Genomic DNA, 24122 nt, shown 5'->3' with positions numbered 1-24122 from the left:
TGGAACGAAAGCGCTTTCGTAAGCGCTTTCGGTTACGATTACACGGGATTCAGCCCCGTACAAGGGGGTGCGCACCGCATGGCAGAGCGACCTTCCCCGCACTCTCCGCCCCGCCTGGTCGACGTGGCCAGGGCCGCCGGCGTCTCGCTGGCCACGGCCTCGCGCGCCATGACGGGCAGCACGGGGGTGAGCGCCCAGGTCGCGGCGCACGTGCAGGCGATCGCGTCCGAGGTGGGCTACGTGCCCAACAGCCACGCGCGGGCGCTGGCCGGCGGGCAGGCGTCCATGGTCGGGCTGATCGTGCACGACGTCGGCGACCCCTATTTCGGGGAGATCGCCAGGGGCGTGCTGCGCGAGACCGAGAGCCGCGGCTACCTGGCGCTGATCAGCCAGACCGAGCGCGACCCGCGGGCCGAGCTGGCCAGGATCCGCGCCCTGCGGGCCCACCGGGTGACCTCGATCGTGCTGGCCGGCTCGGGTTACGTCGAGGCGGCCACCGAGGCCGACATCGCGGCCGAGGTGCGCTCGTTCACCACGGCCGGCGGCCGGGTCGCGGTGATCGGCCGGCACCACCTGCCGGTGGACGCGGTGCTGCCCGACAACGCCGCCGGCGGGGCCACGCTCATGCGCCACCTGCTCGACCTGGGCCACCGCCGCCTGGGCGTGCTCGGCGGCCCGCCCAACCTGACCACGGTGGAGGACCGGCTGGCCGGGCTGCGCACGGCGTTCGGCGCGGCCGGGCTCGACTGGGGGTCGGTCCCGGTGGTGCACGGGGACTTCACCAGGGAGGGCGGCGCGGCGGCGGCCGCCCGGCTGGTGCGGGCGCACCCGGAGCTGACCGCGGTGGTGGCGCTGAACGACCCGATGGCGGTGGGCGCGCTGTCGTGGCTGCTCAACCACGGGCACCGGGTGCCCGGGGAGATCTCGGTGGCCGGCTTCGACGACGTGCCGGTGGCGCGGGACGTCTATCCGGCGCTCACCACGGTCCGGCTGCCCATGGTGGGCATGGGCAGGCAGGCGCTGGAGCTGGTGCTCAAACCGCCCGCCGCGCGCCCGCGCCGCCGGCGTACCGGGCACGAGCTGGTGGTCAGGGCCTCCACCGCCGCGCCACGCCCCTGACCCGGGCCTCCTGACGCGCGCACCGGTTGCGGACGCGGGCCTCTGACGGCGCTCTTGACAGTCCTCCGCGCCGGGTTACGATCCGAAAGTCCCGAAAGCGCTTTCGCCCTCCGGGGCGCCCGCGAGAGGACCCCCCGATGCCCGCCTTTCGCATCCTCGCCGCCGCCCTCCTGACGATCGCGTTGTGCGCGCCCCCGGCCGCCGCCGCGGAGCCGGTCCCGATCGACGACCCCATCCCCGAGCAGCCCACCCCGTCGGCGCTCACGCTGACCCTGGAGGAGTTCGCCTCCTTCCCCAAGACCTGGACGATCCCGGAGCCGACCGACCCCCGGCTGGTGCGCTGGGCCAGGATCAACTACCTGGGCGAGCTGCCCGACGGCTCCCACCGCCGGTACGTCAACGACCTCAACGGCAAGCTCTACCTGCTCGGCCAGGACCGGCGGCCGAAGGAGTACCTGGACGTGGCCGCCGCGTTCGCGCCCGACTTCGTCTCCGGCCGGGGCCTGGGCAGCGGGTTCGGCTTCGCCGCCTTCCATCCCGAGTTCGGGTCGAACGGGCGGTTCTACACCGTCCACACCGAGTGGGGCGCCGCGCTCACCACGAAGACCCCCGACCTGCCGCCCCAGCCGGGCACCAGGTTCCACGGCGTGATCACCGAGTGGACGGCCGCCGACCCGGGCGCCGGCGTCTTCTCCGGCGCCCGCAGGGAGGTGCTCAGGCTCGGCTTCTCCGGCCAGATCCACGGCATCCAGCAGATCGACTTCAACCCGGCGGCCCGCCCGGGCGACCCGGACTACGGCCTGCTCTACGTCGCGGCGGGCGACGGCGGGCGGGGCGCCTCCAGCGACGACCCGCAGAACCTGGCCATCCCGCAGGGCAAGATCCTCAGGATCGACCCCGTCAGCCCCACCGGCAGGTACGGCGTCCCCGCCTCGAACCCGTTCGCCGGGCAGGAGGGCAAGCTGGGCGAGATCTACGCCTACGGCATGCGCGACCCGCACCGCTTCAGCTGGGACCGTGGCCAGCTGCTCCTCGGCCACATCGGCGAGCACGCCATCGAGGCCGTCTACGACGTGGGCCCCGGGGACAACCTGGGGTGGAGCGAGCGCGAGGGCGCCTTTGTCTTCGACAGGGCCGACCGCTGCCACCTCTACCCGCTGCCGGAGGACGACGCCCGGTACGGCTACACGTACCCGGTGGCCGCCTACGACCACGACCCGCCGCCCGGCCACCCCTGCAACGCCGACAGCGGCCACGCCGTCGTCGGCGGGTTCGTCTACCGGGGCGGGCGGCTGCCGCTCCTGTACGGCAAATACCTGTTCGGCGACATCGTGGACGGCCGGATCTTCTACACCGTCGCCGCCCACATGCGCGAGGACGCCGGCCGGGCCACGATCTACCAGCCGCGCCTGGTGGACGCCGCCGGCCAGCCCGTGACCATGCCCGACCTAGCCGGCAGCGCCCGGGTGGACCTGCGTTTCGGCCAGGACCGCGCGGGCGAGCTGTACGTGCTGTCCAAGGCCGACGGCAGGATCTGGAAGGTCACCGGGGCCGCCTACGCACCCTCCGGGGTGCTGCCCTCGTTCCGCCCGAACCTGGTGGCCGCGTACGACTTCGAGCACCCGCTGCCCGGCGACCCCGCCCGCGAGCAGGACCAGGGCCTGTCCGGCACCGCCATCGCCCTGGTCAACGGCGGCGCCGCGATGCGCGTCCCGGACGGCGCGTACCGGGGCAGCACGAACGCCCTGGAGACCCGGCAGGTCGATCCGGCCACGGCGGGCAACGACGACTGGAAGGCCGGCGTCCACACCGAGCCCGGCGTGCCCACCCTGCGCGCCTTCAACGCGGTCCGGGGCGCCACCGTCATGGGCTGGTTCAAGATGCTGGGCGCGGGCCCCGCGCCCAACTCCAACACCCCGGACCCCGCCGACCGCTACAACGCGATCGGCCTGGCGGGGGTGCTCAGCGGCAACTCGCAGGGCCACGACGTGCGGGCGCTGCTGGAGCTCATCACGGTCGAGGGCGAGCTCCGGGTGGTGGCGCTGGCCAGGAGGGTGGACGGGGCCGCCTCCCAGACGTTCGCCGCGAACCGGCCGTGGCAGGAGATCCTGCCGCGCGACCGGTGGGTGTTCCTCGCCGCGACGTTCGACTTCGACACCGGGACGATGCGCCTCTACCGCGACGGCCGCCCGCTCGACGGCTTCCGCACGGTGGCCGGCGACCCGTGGGGGCTGGAAGGCGATCCGGAGCCCGACGTCACCTCGGCGACCGACCCCAGAGGCATCAAGATCGGCGGCAGTTACCCGCAGAACACCAGGGAGCAGAACCCGTGCGACTGCCGCATGGACGGCCTGATGTTCCTGGACCGGGTGGCCACCGCCGGCGAGGTCAGGGCCCAGTACGAGCTCGTCCGCAGCCGATAGCCGGGCCTGCGGGCGTCAGCCGACGACCCGCATCTTCTTGGTCCGGTGGTCGGTGAGGTGCAGGTCGCCGCCGAGCCGCTCCTTGAGCAGATCGAGCACCTTGCGGCTGGACAGGACCGTCCAGAGGCTGCCGACCAGGTGCGGGTTGTACTCGGGGGCGGCGTCCATCCAGGCGTCCTTACCGGCCTGGCTCTGGAACGTCGTGACGAAGAACTCGCCGTCCGGGGTCTTGCAGTACCCGGTACGGAGTTCGGCGGCGTTGACCTGCATGCGTGGCGAGCAGCCGACCTTGGCGGAGAGCTGCTCGACGGTGAGGGGGGTGGGCCCGGCCTGTCCGCCTGCTGCGACGTGGTCGTGGCCGCTCCCGGAGGTGCAGCCGGCGACCAGTCCGGCCAGCAGCGCGAAAGCGGCCAGACGTGGAATTGTCGTCATGTGCGGAGGTACGCAGCACCCCGCGCGGCGGTTCAGACCCAGACCGGCTACTTAGGTGTCGGCGTCTGGGAGACCCGGTGGTCGGTCAGGTGCAGGTCGCCGTTGAGCGGCCCCCTGATCGCCTCCAGCACCTTCAGCGGCCCCAGCACGGTCCAGCGCGGGCCCACGAGGTGCGGGTTGTACTCCGGCGCCCGGTCCATCCACTCGTCCTTGAGCTTCTCGGTCGCGAACGTGTTGACGAAGAACTCGCCGTCCTGGGTCTTGCAGTACGCCGTGCGCACCTCCTCGGCGTCGACCTGCATCTTCGGCTGGCAACCGACCTTGGCGGAGAGCTGCTCGACGGTGAGGGGGGCGGCGTTGGCGGGCTGGGACTTGCCTGCTGCGACGTAGTCGCTCCAGCCGCCCCCGGAGGAGCAGCCGGCGACCAGTCCGGCCAGCAGCGCGAAAGCGGCCAGACGTGGAAATGTCGTCATGTGCGAGGGTACGCAGCCCCACCCGCCCCGGTTCACCGCGAGACCGGGTTCACCTCAGGACGACGCAGCCCCGCGCCGCCAGCCGGCGCAGCACCTCGGGCTCGCCGTCGAGCTTGTTCCACCGCAGATCCAGCTTCTCCAGGCCGGGCAGGGTCTCGGCCAGGCTCTCCGGCAGCTCCCGCAGCCGGTTTTCGCGCAGGTCGAGCTGCCTGAGGCCGGCGGGCAACGTCTCGGGCAGCCGGCGCAGCCGGTTGGCGCGCAGGTCCAGGTGCCGCAGCCCGGCGGGCAGCGTCTCCGGCAGCTCGCGCAGCCGGTTGCCCTGTAGGTGCAGCTCGCGCAGCCGGGTCAGGCCGCCGATCGTCCCCGGCAGCGCCTCCAGCCGGTTGTTGTAGAGCCGCAGCTCCACCAGCGCGGCCATGGAACCGATGGAGTCGGGCAGGCGGGCGATGCGATTGTCGGTCAGGTTGAGGTAGGCCAGCCGGTCCAGCCGCCCGATCGACTCGGGCACCTCGGTGAACAGGTTGTCGCTGAGGTAGAGGTAGTCGGTGAGCGGCAGGTCGCCGAGCTCCGGCGGGATCTCGGTGAGCCGGTTGTGGCCGAGGTCGAGCATGCGCAGCCGGGTCAGCCCGCCGATGGCGGCGGGGATCTCGGTGAGCGCGTTCTGGGCCACGTTGAGCGATTCGAGCCCGGTCAGCTTCCACAGCGAGGCGGGCAGCGCGGTCAGCCCGTTCGCGCCCGCCGCGAGGTGCCGGAGTGTGCCGGGGAGGCGGTCGGGGAGCTCCGCGAGGCGGTTGCCGTACAGGTAGAGGGTTTCCAGGTTCGGCGGGCAGCCGGGGAAGGACGTCAGCGCGTTGCCGTCGAGGTGCAGCGCGCGCAGCGCGGTGAGCCCGGACAGGTCGGGCAGCGCGCGCAGGCCGTTGCCGTCGAGCCGCAGCTCCTCCAGCGCGGCGAGCCCGGCCACCCGGCCGGGCACCTCGGCGATCGCGTTCCAGGCCAGGTCGATCAGCCGGACGTTGTCGGGGACGGCGGGGAAGGCGGTCAGGCCGGAGTCGGGCGCGCGCATGGCCCCATGATCCCACGCGGCCGGTCGCGATCACCGCGTACGGGCTATCCGGAGGTCGAAGAGCTCGGACGGGGAGATGGGCATGCGGTCGATCTCGAAGCCCTCGGCGTCCTCGATGGCGGAGGCGATGACGGCGGAGACGGGGATCACGCCGGCCTCGCCCGCGCCCTTGATGCCGAGCGGGTTGAGCGGCGACGGGGTCTCCAGGTGGCCGGTCTCGATGTGGGGGATCTCGGTGGCGTACGGCATGAGGAAGTCCATGAAGGAGGCGTTCACGAGCTGGCCGTGCTGGTCGTAGACCATGCGCTCGTAGAGGGCGCCGCCGATGCCCTGGGCCACGCCGCCGTGGATCTGACCCTCGACGATCATGGGATTGATCAGCCGGCCGCAGTCGTGCACGACCGCGTACCTGACGACCCTGATCTCGGCGGTGTCCGGGTCGGTCTCGACGATCGCCGCGTGCATGCCCGCCGCGAACGTGGACCTGATCGGCGAGTAGTAGTCCCGCCCCTCCAGCCCGGGCTCCTCGCCCTCGGCGATCGGCGGCCGGTCAGGGGAGGCCGCACCGGAGAACTGGGTGGCCTTGGCCGTCTCCTCGTCGAAGGCGTAGCGCAGCGGGTTGGCCAGCACCGCCACCGTGGACAGCGGGATGGAGGCGGACGGCGAGCCGGCCACGTGCACCAGGCCGTCGGCGATGTCCAGGTCCGCCGGGTTCGCCTCCAGTGCCTCGGCGGCGATGCGCAGGGCCTTCGCGCGCACCTTGCGGCAGGCCAGGGCGATGGCGTTGCCGCTGACGACGGCCGCCCTGGAGGCGAAGGTGCCCACCGCGTAGCCGAACCTGCGGGTGTCGCCGGTGACCACGCTGACCCGCTCGATGGGCACGCCCAGCTCGGTGGCCGCGATCTGCGCGAACGCGGTCTCGTGGCCCTGCCCCTGCGAGGTCAGGCCGGTCGAGACGTGCACCCGGCCGTCGGAGGTGATCTGCACGTGCCCGCCCTCGTACGGCCCCACGCCGGTGCCCTCGACGTAGCACCCGATCCCGATGCCCCGCCCGGGGCGCCGCTCGAAGGAGTCCCAGCCGATGAGCTCCTTGATCATGCGGAGCATCTCCGGGTAGTCCCCGCTGTCGTAGATGAGCGGCCGCCCGTCCTGGAACGTCATGCCCTGGTCGTACGGGAACTCGTCGGGCCGGATGAAGTTGACCTCCCGTACCTCCGTCCGGTCCTTGCCCAGGTAACGGGCGATCTTGTCCATCGTGCGTTCCATGCAGAACACGCCCTGCGGCCGCCCGGCCCCGCGATAGGGGGTGACCTGCACGGTGTTGGTGTAGACGGCGGTGAACTCGACCCGGTAGGAGCCCGGCTTGTACGGCCCCAGGAGCTGCGTGGAGGTGACGATCGGGACGATGATCCCGTAAGGGGTGTAGGCGCCGTGGTCGTGCAGGATCGTGACGTCCATCCCCAGCACGCGCCCGTCGTCGTCGAACCCCACCCGCACGTGCTGCACCTGCCCCCGCTCGTGCGCGGAGGAGATGAAGTGCTCGCGGCGGTCCTCGGCCCACTTGATCTCGCGGCCGAGCGTCATGGCCGCCCACGGGACGAGCACCTCCTCGGGCCACGGGTGCACGATCTTCACCCCGAAGCCGCCGCCCACGTCGGGCGCGATCACCTCGACCTGCGGCAGAGGCAGCCCGAGCGCCGCGGCCACGGCCATGCGGACGCTCGTGGAGGTCTGGGTGCTGGAGTAGACGCGCAGGTCGCGGCCGTCCCAGCGGGCGTACACGCCCCGGCCCTCCAGCGGCATGCTGGCGCTGCGCTCGATGTCGAGCCGGAAGGCGAGCGTGTGGGGGGAGGCCTCGATCGCCTCCCTGGCGCCGCGCCCGTCGGCCGCGGGGACCTCCTGGACGAGGTGGGCGCCGATGTTGCCCGGCACGTCCTCGTGCACCAGCTGGGCCCCCTGGACGGCCTCCTCCAGGCCGACGACGGGCTTGAGCACCTCGTAGTCGACCTCGATGAGCGCGCAAGCGTCCTCGGCGGCGTACCGGTCGGCGGCCACGACCATGACCACCGGCTCGCCGACGTGCCTGACCACCTCCCTGGCCAGCGGGTAGGCGGTGCGGCCGTGCGTGAGTGCCGGGTGCGGGATGAGCAGCGGCAGCGCCCGGCCGACCCGCTCGGGCAGGTCCTCCCAGGTGTAGACGGCGACCAGGCCCTCCACGTCGAGCGCCGCCGCGACGTCGATGTCCCGGATGCGGGCGTGGGCGTGCGGCGAGCGCACGAACGCCGCCGCGAGCGCGTCGCTGCCCAGGTCGTCGAGGTAGCGGCCCTGACCGGTGAGCAGCCGGGGGTCCTCCCGCCGTTGTACGGGCTCGCCGAACAGCCTCGTCGTCATGTCTCCTCCGCCAGCAGCTCGGCGGCCCGGTGGACGGCCTTGACGATGTTCTGGTAGCCGGTGCAGCGGCACAGGTTGCCGGAGATGCCCTCCAGGACCTCCTCCTCCGTGGGGGCCGGGTTCTCCCGCAGCAGGGCGGTCACCGTGCACAGGAAGCCCGGCGTGCAGAACCCGCACTGCAGCCCGTGGCACTCGGCGAACGCCCGCTGCACCGGCGACAGCAGGCCGGCTCCGGGGGCGAGCCCCTCCACGGTGGTGATCTCGGCGCCGTCCACGGTCACGGCGAACGTCAGGCAGGACCGTACCGGCTGCCCGTCGAGCAGCACCGTGCAGCAGCCGCAGACGCCGTGCTCGCAACCCACGTGGGTGCCGGTCAGGCCCAGGTCGTGGCGCAGGCAGTCGGACAGCAGCCGCCGCGCCGGGACGCGCACCCGTCTGGCCGTGCCGTTCACGACGAGCGTGATCTCATGCTCCACGGGCCGCCACCCCTTCCCGCGCCGCGTTCCGCAGCGCCCGCTCGGCCAGCACGCCCACCAGATGCCTGCGGTAGGCGGCTGAGGCGTGGATGTCGCCGTCCGGCTCGGTCGCCTCCCGCACGGCCTGGGCCGCCGCACCCCAGTCGGCCTCTTCCAGCTCCACGACGACGGGAACGGGCCCCACCCCGATGCACGCGAGCCTCGCCGGCCCGCCGGGCGTGACGACGGCGCAGACCCCGGCCAGCGCGTAGTCCCCGTGCCGGCGCGCGACTTCCTCGAACGCGATCCCGTCCCCTTCCCCCAATGCCGGGAAAAATGCTGACACGGCCAGCTCGCCCGGCCCGACCGCCGACTCCATGGGCCCGACGAAGAACTTGGCGGCCGGCACGTCCCGCGTGCGGACGCCGCCACCCGGTCCGGCGCCGTCCCAGCGCGCCACCCGCACGTTCCCGCCCAGCACCGCGAGCACGGCGGGCAGCTCGGCGGCCGGATCGGCGTGCACGAGGCTGCCCACCACGGTCCCCCGGTTGCGGATCACGGGATGGGCGACCAGCTTGAGCGCCCTGGTGAGCAGCGGGTGCGCCCCGGCCCGCTCGGCCTCGGAGTGCCGGACCAGCGCGCCGACCCGGACGCCCGCCGGCGTCACCTCGATCCCGGCCAGCTCGCGGATCCGGTTGATGTCGACGAGGTGCTCGGGCGCGGCCAGCCGCATGTTGAGCATCGGGATGAGGCTCTGCCCGCCGGCCAGCACCTTCCCGCGTACCTCGGCGAGCGTCCGCAGCGCCGCGCCGAGGTCGCGGGGAGCGTGGTACTCGAACGGCGGTGGCTTCACCCGGTCTGGCTCCTGACCTGTTCGGGGCTGCGCCCGGCGATGGCGCGCAGCAGGTGGTATCCGCCCAGCACCACGAGCGTGCCGAGCGCGATGCCCTCAAGGGTGAAGTCGCCGCCGATGAAGTGCTGCACAGGTCCGATGGCCAGGATGATGCCCGCGCCGATCGGAACCATGTTCACGGGATCGGCGAAGTTCACCCGGTTCTCGATCCAGATCTTCGCGCCCAGTAGCCCGATCATGCCGTACAGGATCACCGTCACGCCGCCGAGCACGCCGCCCGGCGTGGCCGCGACCAGCGCCCCGAACTTCGGGCAGAGCCCGAACGCGATCGCGATGACGCCCGCGATGTAGTAGGCGGCCGTCGAGTAGACCTTGGTGGCCGCCATCACCCCGATGTTCTCGGCGTAGGTCGTGGTGGGCGACCCGCCGACGGCGCTGGTGACCACGGTGCCGACGCCGTCGGCGAGCACGGCCCGGCCCACGTACGGGTCCACGTCCGTCCCGGTCATCTCGCCCACGGCCTTGACGTGCCCGATGTTCTCCGCGATCAGCGCGATGACCGCGGGCAGCACCAGCAGCACGGCCGAGGTCCTGAAGTCGGGCGCGTGGAAGCTGGGCAGCCCGAACCAGGGCGCGGAGGCCACCGATTCGAAGTTCACCCGGTCGTGCGGGAAGGCCGTCGCCACGCAGTACGTGCCCTCGACCGGGCAGCTCGCCCCCGCCGCGTCCCGCAGGTTGGCGCTCGGCAGCACGGACGTGATCTGCCCGGCCGTCCGGTCCAGCACCCACGACAGCAGGAACCCGGCGACGAGCCCGATCAGCACCCCGATCCGCCCGATGAACCCCTTGAACGCCACGATCACCACGAACGTGATCAGCATCGTGACGAGCGCCACCCAGTGGTCCTGCGGCCAGTAGACGTCCGCCACCACGAACGCCAGCCCGAACCCGATCAGCATCACGACCGCGCCGGTGACCACGGGCGGGAAGACGCGGTGGATGATGCCCACGCCGAGGAAGTGGATGGCGAGCCCGGCCAGCGCCAGCACGAACCCGGCGACCAGGATGGCGCCGGTCACGACGGCGTCCGCGCCGGCGGTGTCGCCGCCGACGGCCGCCCTGATGGCGAACACGCCGCCCACGAAGGACGCGCTGGTGCCCAGGTAGCTGGGCACCTTCCCCTTCACGATCAGCAGGAACAGGATCGTCGCGACGCCCGACATCATGATGGCGACGTTCGGGTCCAGCCCCATCACCAGGGGGAACACGAACGTCGCCCCGAACATCGCGACCACGTGCTGCGCCCCGAACCCCACCATGCGGGGCCAGGTCAGCCTCTCGTCGGGCCTGACCACCTCACCGGGTGCCAGGTGCTTCCCGTCACCGTGTTTGGTCCATCCCATAACCATGCGAGCCCCTCTTGCACTGGGCGCTGTGCCGGCGACACGTTCCGTTGCGGGCACATTAGGCCCGATGGGACGCTCCTACACGGGCATGATCTGCCAAATCTGCCCCGCCGACCAGAGAGAAGCTCGCGCACACGGGGGTCAGCTCACTTGTGCGGGCGACCTGCGGGTGACGCGCAGCAGGTGATAGCCGAGCAGCAGCACGATGGTGCCGAGCGCGATGCCGCTGAGCGCGAAGGTGCCGGTGATCGGGAACGCGACGGGCCCGATGGCGCAGATGATCCCCGCGCCGGTGGGGACGAGGTTGACCGGGTCGGACAGGTTCACCCGGTTCTCGATCCAGATCTTGGCGCCGAGCAGGCCGATCATGCCGTACAGGATGGTCGTCACCCCGCCCAGCACCCCGCCGGGCGTGGCCGCGATGAGCGCGCCGAACTTGGGGCAGAGCCCGAACAGGATCGCGATGGCCGCGGCGATGTAGTAGGCGGCGGTGGAGTAGACCTTGGTGGCCGCCATGACCCCGATGTTCTCGGCGTACGTGGTGGTGGCGGAGCCGCCCACGGACGTGGCGACCACGGTCCCGACCCCGTCGGCGAGCACGGCGCGGCCCATGTAGGCGTCGACGTCGGTCCCCGTCATCTCGCCCACGGCCTTCACGTGCCCCACGTTCTCGGCGATCAGCGCGATCACCACGGGCAGCACCAGCACGATCGCCGACACCTCGAACACGGGCCCGTGGAAGGAGGGCAGCCCCACCCAGTCGGCCTGCGCGACCGCGTCCAGGTTCACCCGGAAGTGCTCGGTCACCTTCCCGCTGTCGTCCGGCGCCAGGATCTTCCCCCCGACGAGGTCCCACACCCACGACAGCAGGAACCCGAACACCAGCCCCAGCAGCACCCCGATCCGCCCGAGGAACCCGCGGAACAGCCCGATGAAGACGAACGTCGCCGCCATCGTCAGCAGCGCCACCCACGGATCCTTCGGCCAGTAGACGTCCGCCGCCACGTACGCCATCCCGAACCCGATGAGCATCACCACCCCACCGGTCACGATGGGCGGGAACACCCGGTGGATGACGCCGACGCCCAGCCGGTGGATGGCGTACCCGCACAGGGCCAGCACGACCCCGACCACGAGCAGCGCCCCGGTGACGGTCGCGTCACCTCCCCCGGCCGCCCTGATCGCCACCACGGCCCCGACGAAGGAGGCGCTCGACCCCACGTAGCTCGGGATCCTCCCCTTCACGATCAGCAGGAAGAGGATCGTCGCGACCCCGGACATCATCACGGCCAGGTTGGCGTCCAGCCCCATGACGAGCGGGAACACGAACGTGGCGCCGAACATCGCGATGACGTGCTGCGCCCCGATCCCCACCATCCTGGGCCAGCTCAGCCGCTCGTCCGGCTTGACCACCTCACCTGGCGTCAGGCGCTTCCCATCGCCGTGCACCTTCCACCCGAATGCCACGCCCGTACCCTCTATCTCCCGCCTGACCAGCGGGTATGTCTCCTACCTGTGTCGGAGAGCACAATAGAGGGTGCCGATGGGTGCCGGTGCCGCCGGGCGCCGATCAACGGCCTACGCCACGTTGATCGAGAACCCCTCGCCGCTGACCACCTGCCCGGCCCGGATCTTGGCCCGCTTCCTCAGCTCCACCTCACCGTCCACCAGCACCATGCCCTCGGCGATGAGGTGCTTGGCCATGCCTCCCGTCTCCGTGATCCCGCAATATTTCAGCAGGTCACACAGCGGGATGAATTCAGAGCGCAGTTCGAAGTCCACGACCCCACACCTTAGATGCCCCGCATCCGCAGCACGTGCAGGGCCAGCGTCAGGTTGAGCCTCAGGTGGGGGTCGTCGGTGAAGTTGCCGAGCAGCCGCTCCAGCTTCCCGATCCGGTAGCGCAGCGTGTTGTAGTGGAAGTGCAGCCGCCGCGCCGTCTCCGCCACGTTCAGGTTGGTCTCCAGCAGCGCCTGCAGCGTGCGCCGCAGGTCGGCGTTCTCGGCGTCGTCGTCGGTGGCCAGCGGCCCGAGCGTCTCCCGTACGAACGCGTGCAGCTCCTCCGTGTCGTTGACCAGCGACAGCAGCCGGTAGACCCCGAGCTGGTCGAAGTGGGCCACCGCCCCGGGCCCGTGCAGCTGCCGCCCCACCCGCGCCGCCTTCAGCGCCTGCGAGTACGCCTCCGGCAGCGCCTCGGCCCCCGGGCTGGGCCGCGAGGTGCCGGTCGAGAACGTGGCGGGCGGCACGTCGGCGAAGGCCGAGGCGGCGTCCTTGGCCACCCGGGCGGCGTCGATCGAGGCGTCCACCACGGCCACCACCTCGTGCGAGAACCCCGCCACCGCCCCGCGCGGGTCGTGCCGCCTGATCGCCGCGGTCCAGCACGACACCAGCCGGTCCTGCGCGCTGCGCTCGTCGCCGTCCGGGTCGAGCTCGGCCACCAGCACCGTCACGGCACGCGCCAGGTCCCATCCGAACGCCCTGGCCCGTGCGGTGATCCGCTCCGCCGTGCCGGCCCGGCCGGTGAGCACGTCGCGCAGGAAGTCGGCGCGGTATTTGCTCTCGACGGCGTTGACCGCCTCCTGCCGGGTGACGACGAGCGCCGCCACGGTGGCGGCGCGCTCCAGGATGCCGACGTCGCTGTCCCTGATCGCCCCCGACGGGCTGTAGGCCACGATCCGGCCGTGGTGGTGCCCGCCGGCCAGCACGGGAACCGAGGCGAACGACCGGGCCCGGCCCGCGGGCGAGGTGGGCGGCCCCTCGCGGGAGATGGACTCGCGCAGGACCGTCACGTGGTCGTCGGGACCGGCGGTGGCCAGCACGCGGCCCGAGCCGTCCACGGCCGCCACCGACACGTCGAGGAGCTGCGCCACCTCGGCGGCGACCTCGTTGAGCCCGCCCCCGGCCAGCACCACCTGCACCAGCGCCCGGTGCGCCTCCTCGGCGCGGGCGAGCACGGCGGCCTGGCGGTTGAGGATGTCCGTCAGCACCTGGTTGAGAATGTCGTCGAAGCCGACGTCGTTCGGCAGCAGGATGAGCGGGAAGCCGAGCCGGTCGGCCTGCTCGACCATCTCGTCGGGCAGCTCGTCCACGTAGCGGCCGAGCTTGATCGCCAGCGCGGCCAGCCCGCGCTCGTCCAGGTCGGCCACCAGCCGCCCGAGCGACTGCGGCGTGTTGCGCAGCGGGTAGCCGGTGGTGAGCAGCAGCTCGTGCGGCTTGACCCAGGCCAGGATGTCGGGCACTTCCATGACGTTGAGCCGCTGGACGATGCGGCCGAGCCCGCTCTCACCCGCGATCAGCCTGGCCTCCGCGAGGGTGGACACGCCCAGCACCTCTCCGACGGACACGCCGTGGATGATCGTGCCGGTGCTGGCAAGACGGACGGGGGGCTCCATGTGGGAATTGTGACCCCGGAAGCCGTCTGTCAGGAAGAGCCAACCTTCCCGCTGACTGTTGGCAAATTTACCCGTACGGAGGGTTCACCGGCCGTTCTACGGTCAGGTCCAAGGTCGGTTGGGAGGTCCGGTGACGGTCAGTACTCATGCACGGCGCTCTCGCACCCACGTGACGGGCGCGGCCAGCACGGCGGTGCGGCCCGTGCTGGAGTCCCAGCGACGCCCGGCGCGCGTGCTCGCCGCGTTCCCCGAGGGCGTGTACCTGGAGGTCAGGACCGAGCTGGAGCCTTCGGTGATCGCCGTCATCACGGGCGAGGCCACCCGGCTGCCCAACTCGGTGCTGCTGGCGACCCCGCTGCCGAACGTCACGGTGGGTGACGACGCCTCGGTGGGCGACCGCGTGATCGACCTGGGCCCGCTGAGCCTGAGCGTGCGCCGCTGGTGGGATCCGTCCCCGCCGCTGGGCCGGCTCGATCCGGCCCGGCTGGCGCGGGCGGCGGCCCACCTGGGCGAGCCGCCGGGCGCCGGGCTGGCCGGCAACGGCGCCGTGGACATGCTCGCGAGCAGCTGCGCGAAGGGCTGGCTGCTGGGCGCGGTGACGGCGGCGGAGCAGCTCGTGGGGCTGGGGCCGGGGCTGACGCCCAGCGGCGACGACGTGCTGGCGGGGCTGCTCGTGGCGCTGCGGCACCTGGGCGCGGCGGCGGGGGTGGACCGCGCGGTCTGGCTGGCGGACTGGCTGGCGGCGACCGTCACGTTCGACGCGCGCACGCGTACGACGCCCATCTCGGCCACCCTCCTGCACTGCGCGGCCAGGGGCGAGGCCAGCCCGGAGGTGATCGCGGTGCTGCGCGGCGTGGCCGGCCGCCAGGCGCTCGACCCGGCGCTGCGCCGCCTGCACCGCCTCGGCCACACCTCGGGCGCGGACCTGGCCCAAGGCATCGCCATCGGCGTGCGCGCGGTGCACGCCCTGAGCGGGTCGCGATGAGCGGCCTCCCGCAGGCGGTGCTGGTACGGAGGGGTGCTTACCACGACTCCGTCACCCTCATGCGGGTCAGCCGCGCCCTGTCGGAGCTGCCCGGCGTGGAGGCGGCCATGGTCGCCATGGCGACGGAGCTCAACGTCTCGATCCTGCGGGACCTGGGCTTCGGCGTCCCGGAGGCCGACCCGGGCGACCTGCTGATCGCCGTACGCGCCCACGACACCGACGCGGCCGTCGCGGAGGCCGACCGCCGGCTCACCGAGTCGCACCGGACGCAGGCCGCGCCCGAGGACCAGCCGCCGCTGACCACCCGCTCGGCGGCCGCCCGGGCCCACGCGGACCTGGTCCTGATCTCGACGCCCGGCGAGTACGCCTTCTTCGAGGCCCTGGACGCCATCGAGGCCGGCCTGCCGGTCATGATCTTCAGCGACGGCGTCACCGTGGAGCACGAGCGCCGGCTCAAGGAGCTGGCGGAGGCCAAGGACCTCCTGGTCATGGGCCCCGACTGCGGCACCGCCGTGATCGGCGGCACCGGCCTCGGCTTCGCGAACGTCCTGACGCCCGGCCCGGTCGGCGTGGTGGCCGCCTCGGGCACCGGCGCGCAGCAGGTGACGTGCCTGCTCGACTGGGCCGGCACCGGGGTGAGCCACGTGCTGGGCGTCGGCGGCCGGGACCTGTCGGCCGAGGTGGGCGGCCTGTCCACGCGGCGCGCCCTGCGCATGCTGGACGACGACCCGGCCACCGAGCTGATCGTGCTCGTCTCCAAGCCGCCGTCCCCCGAGGTGGCGCGGGCCCTGGAGGCGGAGCCGCTGCGCACGCCGGTGGTGCGCGCCCTGCTGGCGGAGGGGGCCCCGGACCTCACGGAGGCGACCGAGCGCGCGCTGCGCGCCCTCGGCAGGCCCGTTCCCGAGTGGCCCGCCTGGCCGGCCTGGCGCGGCACCCGCCCGGCGGGCAAGCGGATCAGGGGCCTGTACGCGGGCGGCACGCTCAGCGCGGAGGCCGCCCTGGTGGCCGGGCAGGGCGACTTCGTGGACTACGGCGACGACGCCTACACCAGGGGAAGGGCACACCCGATGATCGACCCCACCCTGCGCGTGGAGGCCCTGGCCGGCGCGCGGGAGACGGACGTGGTGCTCATGGACGTCGTCCTGGGCCACGGCGCCGACCCCGACCCGGCCGCCTCGCTGGCCCACCCGGTCGCCCGCACCCCGGCCACCGTCGTGATCGCGCTGATCGGCACCGAGGGCGACCCGCAGGACCTGCACCGTCAGGCCGCCGCCTTCCGCGAGGCGGGCGCGGCCGTGTTCACCTCCAACGCCCAGGCCGCCCGCCACGCCAGGAGCCTGCTGTGACCACCCTGATCGACGCCCCGCCGCGGGTGATCACCGTCGGCGCCGGGCTGCTGGACGAGGCGCTGCGGGCGCAGGCGGTGCCGACGACCCCGGTGTCCTGGCGGCCGCCGCTGCCGGGCACCGCCGAGGCCCTGGCCAGGGTGCTGGCCGATCCGCGCCGGCAGGAGGCCAACGAGCTGGCCGTGGGCCGGCTGACCTCCGCCCGCCCGTACCTGGTGGGCGTGCGCCGGGCGTCGGAGGTCCTCGACGAGGGGACGTTCCTGCACGCGGGGCCGCCCATCTCGTGGGAGCGCGCGTCCGGCCCCATGCGCGGCGCGCTGATCGGCGCGATGTTGCTGGAGGAGCGCGCGGCCGACGAGCGCGACGCCGCCGACCGGCTCGCGGCGGGCGCCGTCGCGCTGCGGCCCTGCCACGAGCACGCCACCGTGGGCCCGATGGCGGGCGTGGTGAGCCCGTCCATGTGGTTGTTCGAGGTACGTGACGACGAGCACGGCGGCACCGCCTACTGCTCGCTGAACGAGGGACTGGGCAAGGTCCTGCGCTACGGCGCGTACGGCCCCGAGGTCCTCGACCGGCTGCGCTGGATGGACCGGGTGCTCGGCCCGGCCCTGGCGGGAGCGCTGGAGCGCACGGGCCCGATCGACCTGCGCTCGATGATGGCGCAGGCCCTGCAGATGGGCGACGAGCTGCACAACCGCAACCGCGCCGCCACCTCGCTCCTGCTGCGCGAGCTGGCCCCGGCCGTGGTCGAGGCGGCCCCCGGCGACGCGGCCGCGGTGCTGCGCTTCATCAACGGCAACGACCACTTCTTCCTCAACGCCGGCATGGCCGCGGCCAAGGTCAGCACGGACGCGGCCCGCGACGTCCCCGGCTCCTCCCTGGTCGTGGCCATGGCCAGGAACGGCACCGACTTCGGCGTCCAGGTGTCGGGGCTGGGCGGGCGCTGGTTCACCGGCCCCGCCGGGGTGCCCGACGGGCTCTACCTCGGCACGTACGGCCCCGCCGACGCCAACCCGGACATCGGCGACTCCACGATCACCGAGACGTCGGGGCTGGGCGGGTTCGCGATGGCGGCGTCACCGGCCATCGTGCGCTTCGTGGGCGGCGAGGTGGCCGACGCGGTGCGGGCCACGCGCTCCATGTACGAGATCACGCTCGCCGAGCACCCCGCCTACCAGATTCCCGGGCTCGGCTTCCGCGGCACTCCAGTGGGCATCGACGTCACGCTCGTGGCCCGAACGGGCCTGCTGCCCGTGGTCAACACCGGCATCGCAGGGCGCGTCCCAGGAACGGGACAAGTCGGTGCGGGCCTGGTCAAGCCACCTGTCGAGGCGTTCACCACGGCATTGCTCGCCTTGGCCGATTCGATTAAGTGATCCATTTGAATGGTGGCATATCCCCACGTCATTGCCGATGTAAGGCAACATCAGCTTCCCTTGGGCATTCCCCGCCGATATCGTAACGATCCTCACAATCTGCAAGTAGCGTTGAAGACGCACGTGACGGATGAGGCGAGATGGGGGCGGGAACATGGCAGCCGACCGCTTGCTCAGCGGGCCCGGCTCGGAGGGAGGAGCCGCAGGGGGCGCTCCGCAGGGCCAGGGTCGCCTGATCGGCAGGCGATACCGACTGATGTCGCCTGTCGGCAGGGGCGGCATGGGTATGGTGTGGCACGCTCACGACGTGCTGCTCGACCGCGACGTGGCGGTCAAGGAGCTGATCCTTCCGTACGGGCTGGACCACGCGGGCAAACAGGTGGCGCACCGGCGCATGTTGCGCGAGGCCAGGTCGGCCGCGCGGCTGACGCACCCCGGCATCGTGACCGTGCACGACGTGGTCGAGGAGGACGGCCGGCCCTGGATCGTGATGGAGCTGGTCCGGGCTTGGTCCCTGGAGCAGGCCGTCCGCCAGAGCGGGCCCCTCCCGGTGATCCAGGCCGCCGAGATCGGCATCCGCGTGCTCGACGCGGTCCGGCACGCCCACGCCGCGGGGATCCTGCACCGCGACATCAAGCCGGGCAACGTGCTGCTGACCTCCGACCGGGTGGTGCTGACCGACTTCGGGATAGCGGCCATCGAGGGCGACGTCACGATCACGCAGACCGGGCTGCTCATGGGGTCGCCCGCGTACATTCCGCCGGAGCGCCTGTCCGGGCAGCCGATCACCCAGGCGGCCGACCTGTGGTCGTTCGGCGCCACCCTGTACGCCGCGGTCGAGGGCCGCCCGCCCTACGAGGGGCCGGACCCGGTCGCGGTGCTCGGCGCGGTGCTCACCCAGGACCCGATCAGGCCGCAGCGGGCCGGCTCGCTGATGCCGGTGATCGAGGGCCTGCTGCGCAAGAACCCGGCCGAGCGGCTGACCTCGACTCAGGTCATCGACATGCTGGAAACGGTGCTGCGCGCGCACGGCGCGCCCAGGCCGCGCACGCCGGAGACGCTGCCCAGCCAGGCCGACCCCACTCCCGCCGGGCTGCTGCCGCCGCTGGAGACCCCGTCGGGGCCGATGCCGTCGCGGATCGTCGAGACGCCCTCCGGCCCGGTGCGCGTGCCGTACGACCCGCTGAACAGCCCGTCGGGCGGCTATTCGATGCCCTACGACGGGCTGACGAGCCCGTCCGGCAGCCACCGCACCGACCAGCTGCCGCCGCTGCCCCGCGCGTACGACTCCATGGCCGGCGCGTACGACTCCCTGGCCAGCCCGTCGGGCCCGCAACCCCGCGGGTACGACTCCCTGGCGAGCCAGTCGGGCCCGCAACCCCGGGGGTACGACTCCCTGGCCGGCCCGTCAGGCCCCCAGCAGCCCTTCGGCGCGCCCCCGGCCCCAGGGTCGGGCGCGACGCCGACGACGACCTCGACCTCGCGTCGGGCCCGCACCCCCAGCCGATCCTGCCGCTCACCACGGACAGCCGCACCTCCTCCGGCGCCACCCCCTGGCCGCTGGCCTCGGCCGACGACCTGCGCGAGCAGTCCCGCGACCTGTCGCGGGACATCGGCCGCAACCGCCTGGCCACCCTGCCCAGCGCCGGCCCGCGCACGGGCAAGAGCCGGCGCCGGCCGGAGGACGACGACGGCCCCTGGATGCGCGACGGGCGGCCCACGCCACTGACGATCATCAGCGCGCTGCTGACGGTGGCCGTCGTGGTGGGCGCCGTGATGATCATCATGACCGGCGGGTCTCCCGAGGTCGCGCCCACCGCCACGACAGCGGCCAGCGAGGGGGCCGGCGAGGAGGCCACGACCGGCCGGCAGGACACCAAGCCGTCCGCCGCGCCCGACGGCTACCAGGAGCACACCGGCTCCGGGTTCGTCGCCGCCGTGCCCGAGGACTGGAAGTTCGCGACCTCCGGCGGCGTGGCCACGTTCAGCGGGCCGAAGGACTCCGGCATGCGGATCCTGGTCGAGCGGGCGACCCCGCAGGCCGACGGCGGGCTGTCGGAGCTGGGCCGCCAGGAGGCCGACGGCGGCCTGGAGAGCTACATCCAGGTGCAGCTGCAGGCCGTGGACTACCGGAGCTGGCAGGCGGCCGACTGGGAGTACACCTACACCACCCCCAACGGCGTCCCGATGCATGCCCTGGCGAGGTACGTCTCCATCGGCGACACCGCGGCCTTCAAGATCACGTTCGACCTGCCCGAGCTGAAGTGGGACGACCAGGCGGACACCCGCAAGGTGTTCCTGGACACGTTCCGGCAGACCACCTGACGTATTGCACTAATCATTCCAAAACGTGTAGCGTGCCTGTCATGGCGCGACCGAGGATGTTCGAGGAGGAGCGGGCGGTCGAGGCGGCCATGCGCGCGTTCTGGACCGCGGGCTACGAGGCCACCTCGACACAGGACCTGTGCGCCGCCACGGGGCTCGGCCGCAGCAGCATCTACAACACCTTCGCGAGCAAGCACGACCTGTTCGAGAAGTCGCTGCGGCACTACATGGACGAGCGCAACGCCACGCTCGCCCGGCTGATGGACGGCGAGCTGCCGATCAAGGAGAAGATCCGGACGGTGCTGTGGTGGGCGGTCGAGCCCGACCCCGGCGACCCGAAGGGCTGCCTGGTGGTCAACACGCTGGTCGAGCTGGGCCCGCGCGACCCCGACATCGCCGAGCTGCTGCGGCGCGACACCGCGAAGCGGGTCGAGACCGTACGGGCCGCGATCGAGGCCGCCCGCGCCCGCGGCGAGATCGAGGTGGACCGCGACCCGCTCGCCCTGGCCAACTTCGTCTCGGCCACGGTCAGCGGCCTGCGCGTGGCGGCCCGCGGCGGGGCCGGCCGGGCCACGCTCGAATCGATCGCGAATGTCGCGCTGGGCGCGTTCTGACTTTTTCGTGCCCGCGTTTTGAACTGATCAATCTAAAACTGTTGAGGAGAGTCGCCATGCCGTTGGCGATCTACATACTGGGACTTTCGATCTTCGCTCAGGGCACCTCCGAGCTCATGCTCGCCGGGCTGCTGCCCGAGATGGCCGCCGACCTGGGCGTCTCCGTGCCGGACGCGGGGCTGCTGATCTCGGCGTTCGCGATCGGGATGCTGGTGGGCGCGCCGGTGCTGGCCGTGGCCACGTTGCGCCTGCCACGCCGTACGGTGCTGCTGGCGTTCACCGCGATCTTCGTCCTGTCGCACGTCGCGGGCGCGCTCACGTCCAGCTACGGCGTGCTGTTCGCGACCCGCGTCGTGGGCGCCTTCGTGTACGCGGGCTTCTGGGCCGTGGCGGCCGGCACCGCGATCGGCCTGGTGCCCGCCAACGCCCGGGCCAGGGCGATGAGCGTGCTGGCCGGCGGGCTCACCGTGGCCACGATCATCGGCCTGTCCGCCGGCACGGTGATCGGCCAGCACCTCGGCTGGCGGGCCGCGTTCTGGGCGGTGGCCGCGCTGTCCGCCCTGGCCGGCCTCGGCGTGCTCGCCACCATCCCCGGCGGCCGCCCGGACACCGCGTCCGCGCCGAGCCTGGCCGCCGAGCTGCGCGCGATGGCCCGGCCCCGGCTCTGGCTCGCCTACGGCACCACCGCCCTGACCACGGGCGCCCTGCTGGCCTCCTTCAGCTACCTGAGCGCCCTGCTGGTCGACACCACCGGCCTGGACTCGGCCTGGGTGCCCGCCGTCCTCGCCCTGTACGGCGTGGGCTCGCTGATCGGCATCACCCTCGGGGGCAGGATCGCCGACGCGCGCCCGTTCCCCCTCCTGTACGCCGGCGTCACCGGCCTCGTCCTGACCTCGGCGGCCCTGGCCATGTCCGCGACCGTCGCCCTGCTCGCCATCCCGCTGATCTTCCTGCTCGGCGCGTTCGGCTTCGGCACCAACCCCGCGCTGAACGCCCGCCCGTTCGCCCTCGCCAAGGGCGCCCCCACGCTGGCCGCCGCGGTGAACGTCGCCGCCTTCAACGCCGGCATCACCACGGGCCCCTGGCTGGGCGGCCTGGCCATCGCCGCCGGGCTCGGCTACGCGTCCGTCGCCTGGATCGGCGCCGCCATCGGCGTGGCCGCCCTGGCCTCGGTGGCGCTCGCCGCCGCCCTGCACCGCACGGATTCCGCCATCAGGGAACCGGCCGGAACGGGTGAGATACGGTCGGCCGTATGAAGCTGGCGAGCATCTCCTTCTACCCCGTCAAGTCCACCGCGGGACATGAGGTCGCCGAAGCCGAAGTGCGACCGTGGGGCCTCGCCGGCGACCGGCGCTACCTCGTCACCGACGAGGACGGCGACGTCCTCACCGCCCGCGCGGAGCCGCGCCTGCTGGCCTGCGTCGCCCGGCTCGACGGCGGCACGCTGACCTTGACCGGCCCGCACGCCGACCCGTTGCCGGTCGTACCCGGCTCCTCGATGTCCGCTGTGACCATCGGGAGCAGCGCCCCCGTGGACGTCACCGACTGCGGCGACCCCGCGGCGGCGTGGCTGACCGGGCTGGTGGGGCGGCCGGTCAGGCTCAAGTGGCTCGACGACCCGACCCGCCGCCCGGTCGATCCCGCGTACGGGCGGCCGGCCGACCGGGTGACCCTGGCCGACGGCTACCCGCTGCTGCTCACCACGACCGCCTCGCTCGCCCGGCTCGACGACTGGATCGTCGAGACCGCCCTCGAACACGGCGAGGAGCGGCCCGAGCCGCTGCCCATGAGCAGGTTCCGGCCCAACGTGGTGGTCGACGGGGTGGCGGAGCCGTTCGCCGAGGACGAGTGGAAGCGCCTGCGCATCGGCGAGGTGGAGTTCCGCGTCGCCAAAGGTTGCGATCGCTGCGTGCTGACCACGGTCGACCCGGCGACCTACGCCAAGGGCAAGGAGCCGATCAGGACGCTGGCCCGCCATCGCAGGCGCGACGGCAAGGTGTGGTTCGGCGTCAACCTGATCCCGGACGCGCCCGGCCGCATCGCGCAGGGCGATCCCGTCATCGTGCTCTGAAAATGATGCTGATAAGGCAACTTGCCCGGTAAAGAACGCTCACCGTCCCCTTTGGGGCGATGTTAGGGGATATGGGAGACTTCGGGGGTGACCAGTGCCCCCACAAAGCCCGCTGTCTCATCCTCTGACCGGATTCGGACCGTCCAGCGCCGCACCTTGGCGGTCCTCTCCGCGGCACAGATCGTGGGAGGCGTGGGGGTCGCCGTCGGGCTGGCGCTCAGCTCGGTCCTCGTGGACGAGCTGTCGGGGTCCACGGTGATCAGCGGCTTCGCCGGCACGGCCACCGTGCTCGGCGCGGCGCTGCTGGCCCTGCCCACCGCCAAGGCGTCGGGCAGCGGCGGGCGGCGGGCGGGCCTGTCCCTGGCGTACGCGGCGGCGCTGGCGGGCTGCGCGATCTCGGTGCTGGCGATCAGCCTGCGTACGTGGCCGCTGCTCCTGGCCGGCCTGGTGCTGGTGGGCGGCGGCAGCGCCGGCGGCCTGGCGGCCCGCTACTCGGCGACCGACCTGTCGCCCAAGGACCGCTCGGCCAGGCATCTGTCGCTGGTCGTCTGGGCCTCCACGATCGGCTCCGTGGCCGGGCCGAACCTGGCCAAGCCCGCCGACCAGATCGGCATGCGGCTCGGGCTGGTGGAGAAGGCGGGGCCGTTCGCGTTCGCGGCGCTGGCGTTCGCCCTGGCGCTGGTGGTCGTCATCGGCTTCCTCCGCCCCGACCCGCTCAAGCTGGCCCGCGAGCTCAACGGCGCGCGGGAGGAGGCCGGCGGCCGCAACCGTACGATCCGCACCGCCTGGCAGACCCTGCGCACGACCCCGATGGCCCGCCGGGCCCTGGTCATGATCGCGATCAGTCACACGGCGATGGTCTCCGTCATGTCGATGACCCCGGTCAAGCTGCACCACGACGGCTCGAGCCTGGACGTCATCGGCCTGGTGATCAGCCTGCACATCGCCGGCATGTACGTGCTGTCGCCGGTCGTCGGCTGGCTGGCCGACAAGGCGGGCAAGGTGCCGGTGCTGGTGCTCGGCATGGCGCTGCTGCTCAGCGCCTCCGCGCTGGCCGGCACGGCGGGGCACCGGGTGTGGCAGGTGACGGCGGCGCTGGTGCTGCTCGGGCTGGGCTGGTCCTGCGGCCTGGTGGCCGGCTCGGCGCTGGTCACGGAGTCGGTGCCGATCGAGCGCCGCCCGGCCGTCCAGGGGCTGTCGGACCTGCTGATGAACGTCTGCGGCGCCACGGGCACGATCGTCGCGGGCGCCATCGTGGGCCTGCTGGGCTATGGCGTGCTCGGCCTGGTCGTGGGGGTCATGGTGGCCGTGGCCGGCCTCTGGCTCGCCGCCGTCTGGCGCCGCGCCGCCCCCGGCTACGGGACCGCCGACCCCGCTCCCGTCACCGCGGGCCCCTGA

General features: G+C 72.8%; 21 protein-coding genes. 11 read left to right on the top strand and 10 right to left on the bottom strand.

What is annotated here, in order from left to right; translation table 11 throughout:
• The first annotated feature begins 78 nt into the window (after positions 1–78).
• The gene (locus ACTWPW_RS08500) at positions 79–1119 is read left to right on the top strand and encodes a LacI family DNA-binding transcriptional regulator (protein ID WP_375115496.1); all 1041 of its coding nucleotides are present in this window, start codon (positions 79–81) and stop codon (positions 1117–1119) included.
• A gap of 137 nt (positions 1120–1256) precedes the next feature.
• On the top strand, positions 1257–3542 hold the full coding sequence (locus ACTWPW_RS08495; RefSeq protein WP_443168361.1) for a PQQ-dependent sugar dehydrogenase: 2286 nt from the start codon (positions 1257–1259) through the stop codon (positions 3540–3542).
• Positions 3543–3557: 15 nt separating this feature from the next.
• Here the strand turns inward: ACTWPW_RS08495 and ACTWPW_RS08490 are convergent, their stop codons facing one another.
• The 10 genes from ACTWPW_RS08490 to ACTWPW_RS08445 all read right to left on the bottom strand — a co-directional run bounded on the left by ACTWPW_RS08490 (position 3558) and on the right by ACTWPW_RS08445 (position 14007).
• Complete coding sequence (locus ACTWPW_RS08490) at positions 3558–3974, bottom strand: hypothetical protein (protein ID WP_375115498.1); 417 nt, start codon at positions 3972–3974, stop codon at positions 3558–3560.
• Between the two features lie 47 nt (positions 3975–4021).
• Positions 4022–4447, bottom strand: a complete 426-nt coding sequence (locus ACTWPW_RS08485; protein WP_375115499.1) for a hypothetical protein — start codon at positions 4445–4447, stop codon at positions 4022–4024.
• A gap of 49 nt (positions 4448–4496) precedes the next feature.
• Positions 4497–5510, bottom strand: a complete 1014-nt coding sequence (locus tag ACTWPW_RS08480; protein ID WP_443168360.1) for a leucine-rich repeat domain-containing protein — start codon at positions 5508–5510, stop codon at positions 4497–4499.
• A 30-nt stretch (positions 5511–5540) separates the two neighbouring features.
• On the bottom strand, positions 5541–7901 hold the full coding sequence (gene cutA / locus ACTWPW_RS08475) for an aerobic carbon-monoxide dehydrogenase large subunit (protein WP_375115501.1): 2361 nt from the start codon (positions 7899–7901) through the stop codon (positions 5541–5543).
• Positions 7898–8377 carry a (2Fe-2S)-binding protein gene (locus ACTWPW_RS08470; RefSeq protein ID WP_375115502.1) on the bottom strand — a complete coding sequence of 160 codons (480 nt, stop codon included), beginning with the start codon at positions 8375–8377 and terminating at the stop codon, positions 7898–7900. The genes cutA and ACTWPW_RS08470 overlap by 4 nt, the downstream gene beginning before the upstream one ends.
• Entirely contained in the window at positions 8367–9209 is an 843-nt protein-coding gene (locus tag ACTWPW_RS08465) for an FAD binding domain-containing protein (RefSeq protein ID WP_443168359.1), read from the bottom strand. Before ACTWPW_RS08465 ends, ACTWPW_RS08470 begins: the two co-directional genes overlap by 11 nt.
• Positions 9206–10618 (bottom strand): uracil-xanthine permease family protein, encoded by a 1413-nt coding sequence (locus ACTWPW_RS08460; RefSeq protein ID WP_375115504.1) that lies wholly within the window; start codon positions 10616–10618, stop codon positions 9206–9208. Before ACTWPW_RS08460 ends, ACTWPW_RS08465 begins: the two co-directional genes overlap by 4 nt.
• 138 nt (positions 10619–10756) lie before the next feature.
• Entirely contained in the window at positions 10757–12082 is a 1326-nt protein-coding gene (locus ACTWPW_RS08455; protein ID WP_375115505.1) for a uracil-xanthine permease family protein, read from the bottom strand.
• 111 nt (positions 12083–12193) lie between these two features.
• The gene (locus ACTWPW_RS08450) at positions 12194–12397 is read right to left on the bottom strand and encodes an RNA-binding S4 domain-containing protein (protein WP_375115506.1); all 204 of its coding nucleotides are present in this window, start codon (positions 12395–12397) and stop codon (positions 12194–12196) included.
• 11 nt (positions 12398–12408) lie between these two features.
• Positions 12409–14007 carry a PucR family transcriptional regulator ligand-binding domain-containing protein gene (locus tag ACTWPW_RS08445; RefSeq protein WP_375115507.1) on the bottom strand — a complete coding sequence of 533 codons (1599 nt, stop codon included), beginning with the start codon at positions 14005–14007 and terminating at the stop codon, positions 12409–12411.
• Positions 14008–14137: 130 nt separating this feature from the next.
• Between ACTWPW_RS08445 and ACTWPW_RS08440 the strand changes: the two genes are divergently transcribed.
• The 9 genes from ACTWPW_RS08440 to ACTWPW_RS08400 all read left to right on the top strand — a co-directional run bounded on the left by ACTWPW_RS08440 (position 14138) and on the right by ACTWPW_RS08400 (position 24122).
• Positions 14138–14992 carry a DUF2877 domain-containing protein gene (locus ACTWPW_RS08440; protein ID WP_375115508.1) on the top strand — a complete coding sequence of 285 codons (855 nt, stop codon included), beginning with the start codon at positions 14138–14140 and terminating at the stop codon, positions 14990–14992.
• Positions 14989–16338: an FdrA family protein gene (locus ACTWPW_RS08435; protein WP_443168358.1), complete on the top strand. Its 1350-nt coding sequence runs from the start codon at positions 14989–14991 to the stop codon at positions 16336–16338. The genes ACTWPW_RS08440 and ACTWPW_RS08435 overlap by 4 nt, the downstream gene beginning before the upstream one ends.
• Positions 16335–17714: a DUF1116 domain-containing protein gene (locus ACTWPW_RS08430; protein ID WP_443168357.1), complete on the top strand. Its 1380-nt coding sequence runs from the start codon at positions 16335–16337 to the stop codon at positions 17712–17714. Before ACTWPW_RS08435 ends, ACTWPW_RS08430 begins: the two co-directional genes overlap by 4 nt.
• A gap of 130 nt (positions 17715–17844) precedes the next feature.
• Positions 17845–19443: a protein kinase domain-containing protein gene (locus tag ACTWPW_RS08425; protein WP_443168356.1), complete on the top strand. Its 1599-nt coding sequence runs from the start codon at positions 17845–17847 to the stop codon at positions 19441–19443.
• Entirely contained in the window at positions 19416–20039 is a 624-nt protein-coding gene (locus tag ACTWPW_RS08420) for a hypothetical protein (protein WP_443168355.1), read from the top strand. The genes ACTWPW_RS08425 and ACTWPW_RS08420 overlap by 28 nt, the downstream gene beginning before the upstream one ends.
• Positions 20040–20080: 41 nt before the next feature.
• Positions 20081–20653, top strand: a complete 573-nt coding sequence (locus tag ACTWPW_RS08415) for a TetR/AcrR family transcriptional regulator (RefSeq protein ID WP_375115512.1) — start codon at positions 20081–20083, stop codon at positions 20651–20653.
• Between the two features lie 56 nt (positions 20654–20709).
• Positions 20710–21909: a Cmx/CmrA family chloramphenicol efflux MFS transporter gene (locus tag ACTWPW_RS08410; protein WP_443168354.1), complete on the top strand. Its 1200-nt coding sequence runs from the start codon at positions 20710–20712 to the stop codon at positions 21907–21909.
• On the top strand, positions 21906–22724 hold the full coding sequence (locus ACTWPW_RS08405) for an MOSC domain-containing protein (protein WP_443168353.1): 819 nt from the start codon (positions 21906–21908) through the stop codon (positions 22722–22724). Before ACTWPW_RS08410 ends, ACTWPW_RS08405 begins: the two co-directional genes overlap by 4 nt.
• Positions 22725–22916: 192 nt before the next feature.
• Positions 22917–24122, top strand: coding sequence for an MFS transporter (locus ACTWPW_RS08400; protein WP_443168352.1), 1206 nt, complete (start codon positions 22917–22919; stop codon positions 24120–24122).

Source organism: Nonomuraea sp. KM90, from assembly GCF_052246675.1.
GTDB lineage: Bacteria > Actinomycetota > Actinomycetes > Streptosporangiales > Streptosporangiaceae > Nonomuraea.
This window is presented reverse-complemented; position numbering and strand designations above follow the sequence as displayed.

Bases quoted from the DNA above. Each gene is read 5' to 3' on its own strand.
- ACTWPW_RS08500 (WP_375115496.1), top strand. From the start codon at position 79: ATGGCAGAGCGACCTTCCCCGCACTCTCCGCCCCGCCTGGTCGACGTG.
- ACTWPW_RS08495 (WP_443168361.1), top strand. From the start codon at position 1,257: ATGCCCGCCTTTCGCATCCTCGCCGCCGCCCTCCTGACGATCGCGTTG.
- ACTWPW_RS08490 (WP_375115498.1), bottom strand. From the start codon at position 3,974: ATGACGACAATTCCACGTCTGGCCGCTTTCGCGCTGCTGGCCGGACTG.
- ACTWPW_RS08485 (WP_375115499.1), bottom strand. From the start codon at position 4,447: ATGACGACATTTCCACGTCTGGCCGCTTTCGCGCTGCTGGCCGGACTG.
- ACTWPW_RS08480 (WP_443168360.1), bottom strand. From the start codon at position 5,510: ATGCGCGCGCCCGACTCCGGCCTGACCGCCTTCCCCGCCGTCCCCGAC.
- cutA (WP_375115501.1), bottom strand. From the start codon at position 7,901: ATGACGACGAGGCTGTTCGGCGAGCCCGTACAACGGCGGGAGGACCCC.
- ACTWPW_RS08460 (WP_375115504.1), bottom strand. From the start codon at position 10,618: ATGGTTATGGGATGGACCAAACACGGTGACGGGAAGCACCTGGCACCC.
- ACTWPW_RS08445 (WP_375115507.1), bottom strand. From the start codon at position 14,007: ATGGAGCCCCCCGTCCGTCTTGCCAGCACCGGCACGATCATCCACGGC.
- ACTWPW_RS08435 (WP_443168358.1), top strand. From the start codon at position 14,989: ATGAGCGGCCTCCCGCAGGCGGTGCTGGTACGGAGGGGTGCTTACCAC.
- ACTWPW_RS08425 (WP_443168356.1), top strand. From the start codon at position 17,845: ATGAGGCGAGATGGGGGCGGGAACATGGCAGCCGACCGCTTGCTCAGC.
- ACTWPW_RS08420 (WP_443168355.1), top strand. From the start codon at position 19,416: ATGCGCGACGGGCGGCCCACGCCACTGACGATCATCAGCGCGCTGCTG.
- ACTWPW_RS08415 (WP_375115512.1), top strand. From the start codon at position 20,081: ATGGCGCGACCGAGGATGTTCGAGGAGGAGCGGGCGGTCGAGGCGGCC.
- ACTWPW_RS08410 (WP_443168354.1), top strand. From the start codon at position 20,710: ATGCCGTTGGCGATCTACATACTGGGACTTTCGATCTTCGCTCAGGGC.
- ACTWPW_RS08405 (WP_443168353.1), top strand. From the start codon at position 21,906: ATGAAGCTGGCGAGCATCTCCTTCTACCCCGTCAAGTCCACCGCGGGA.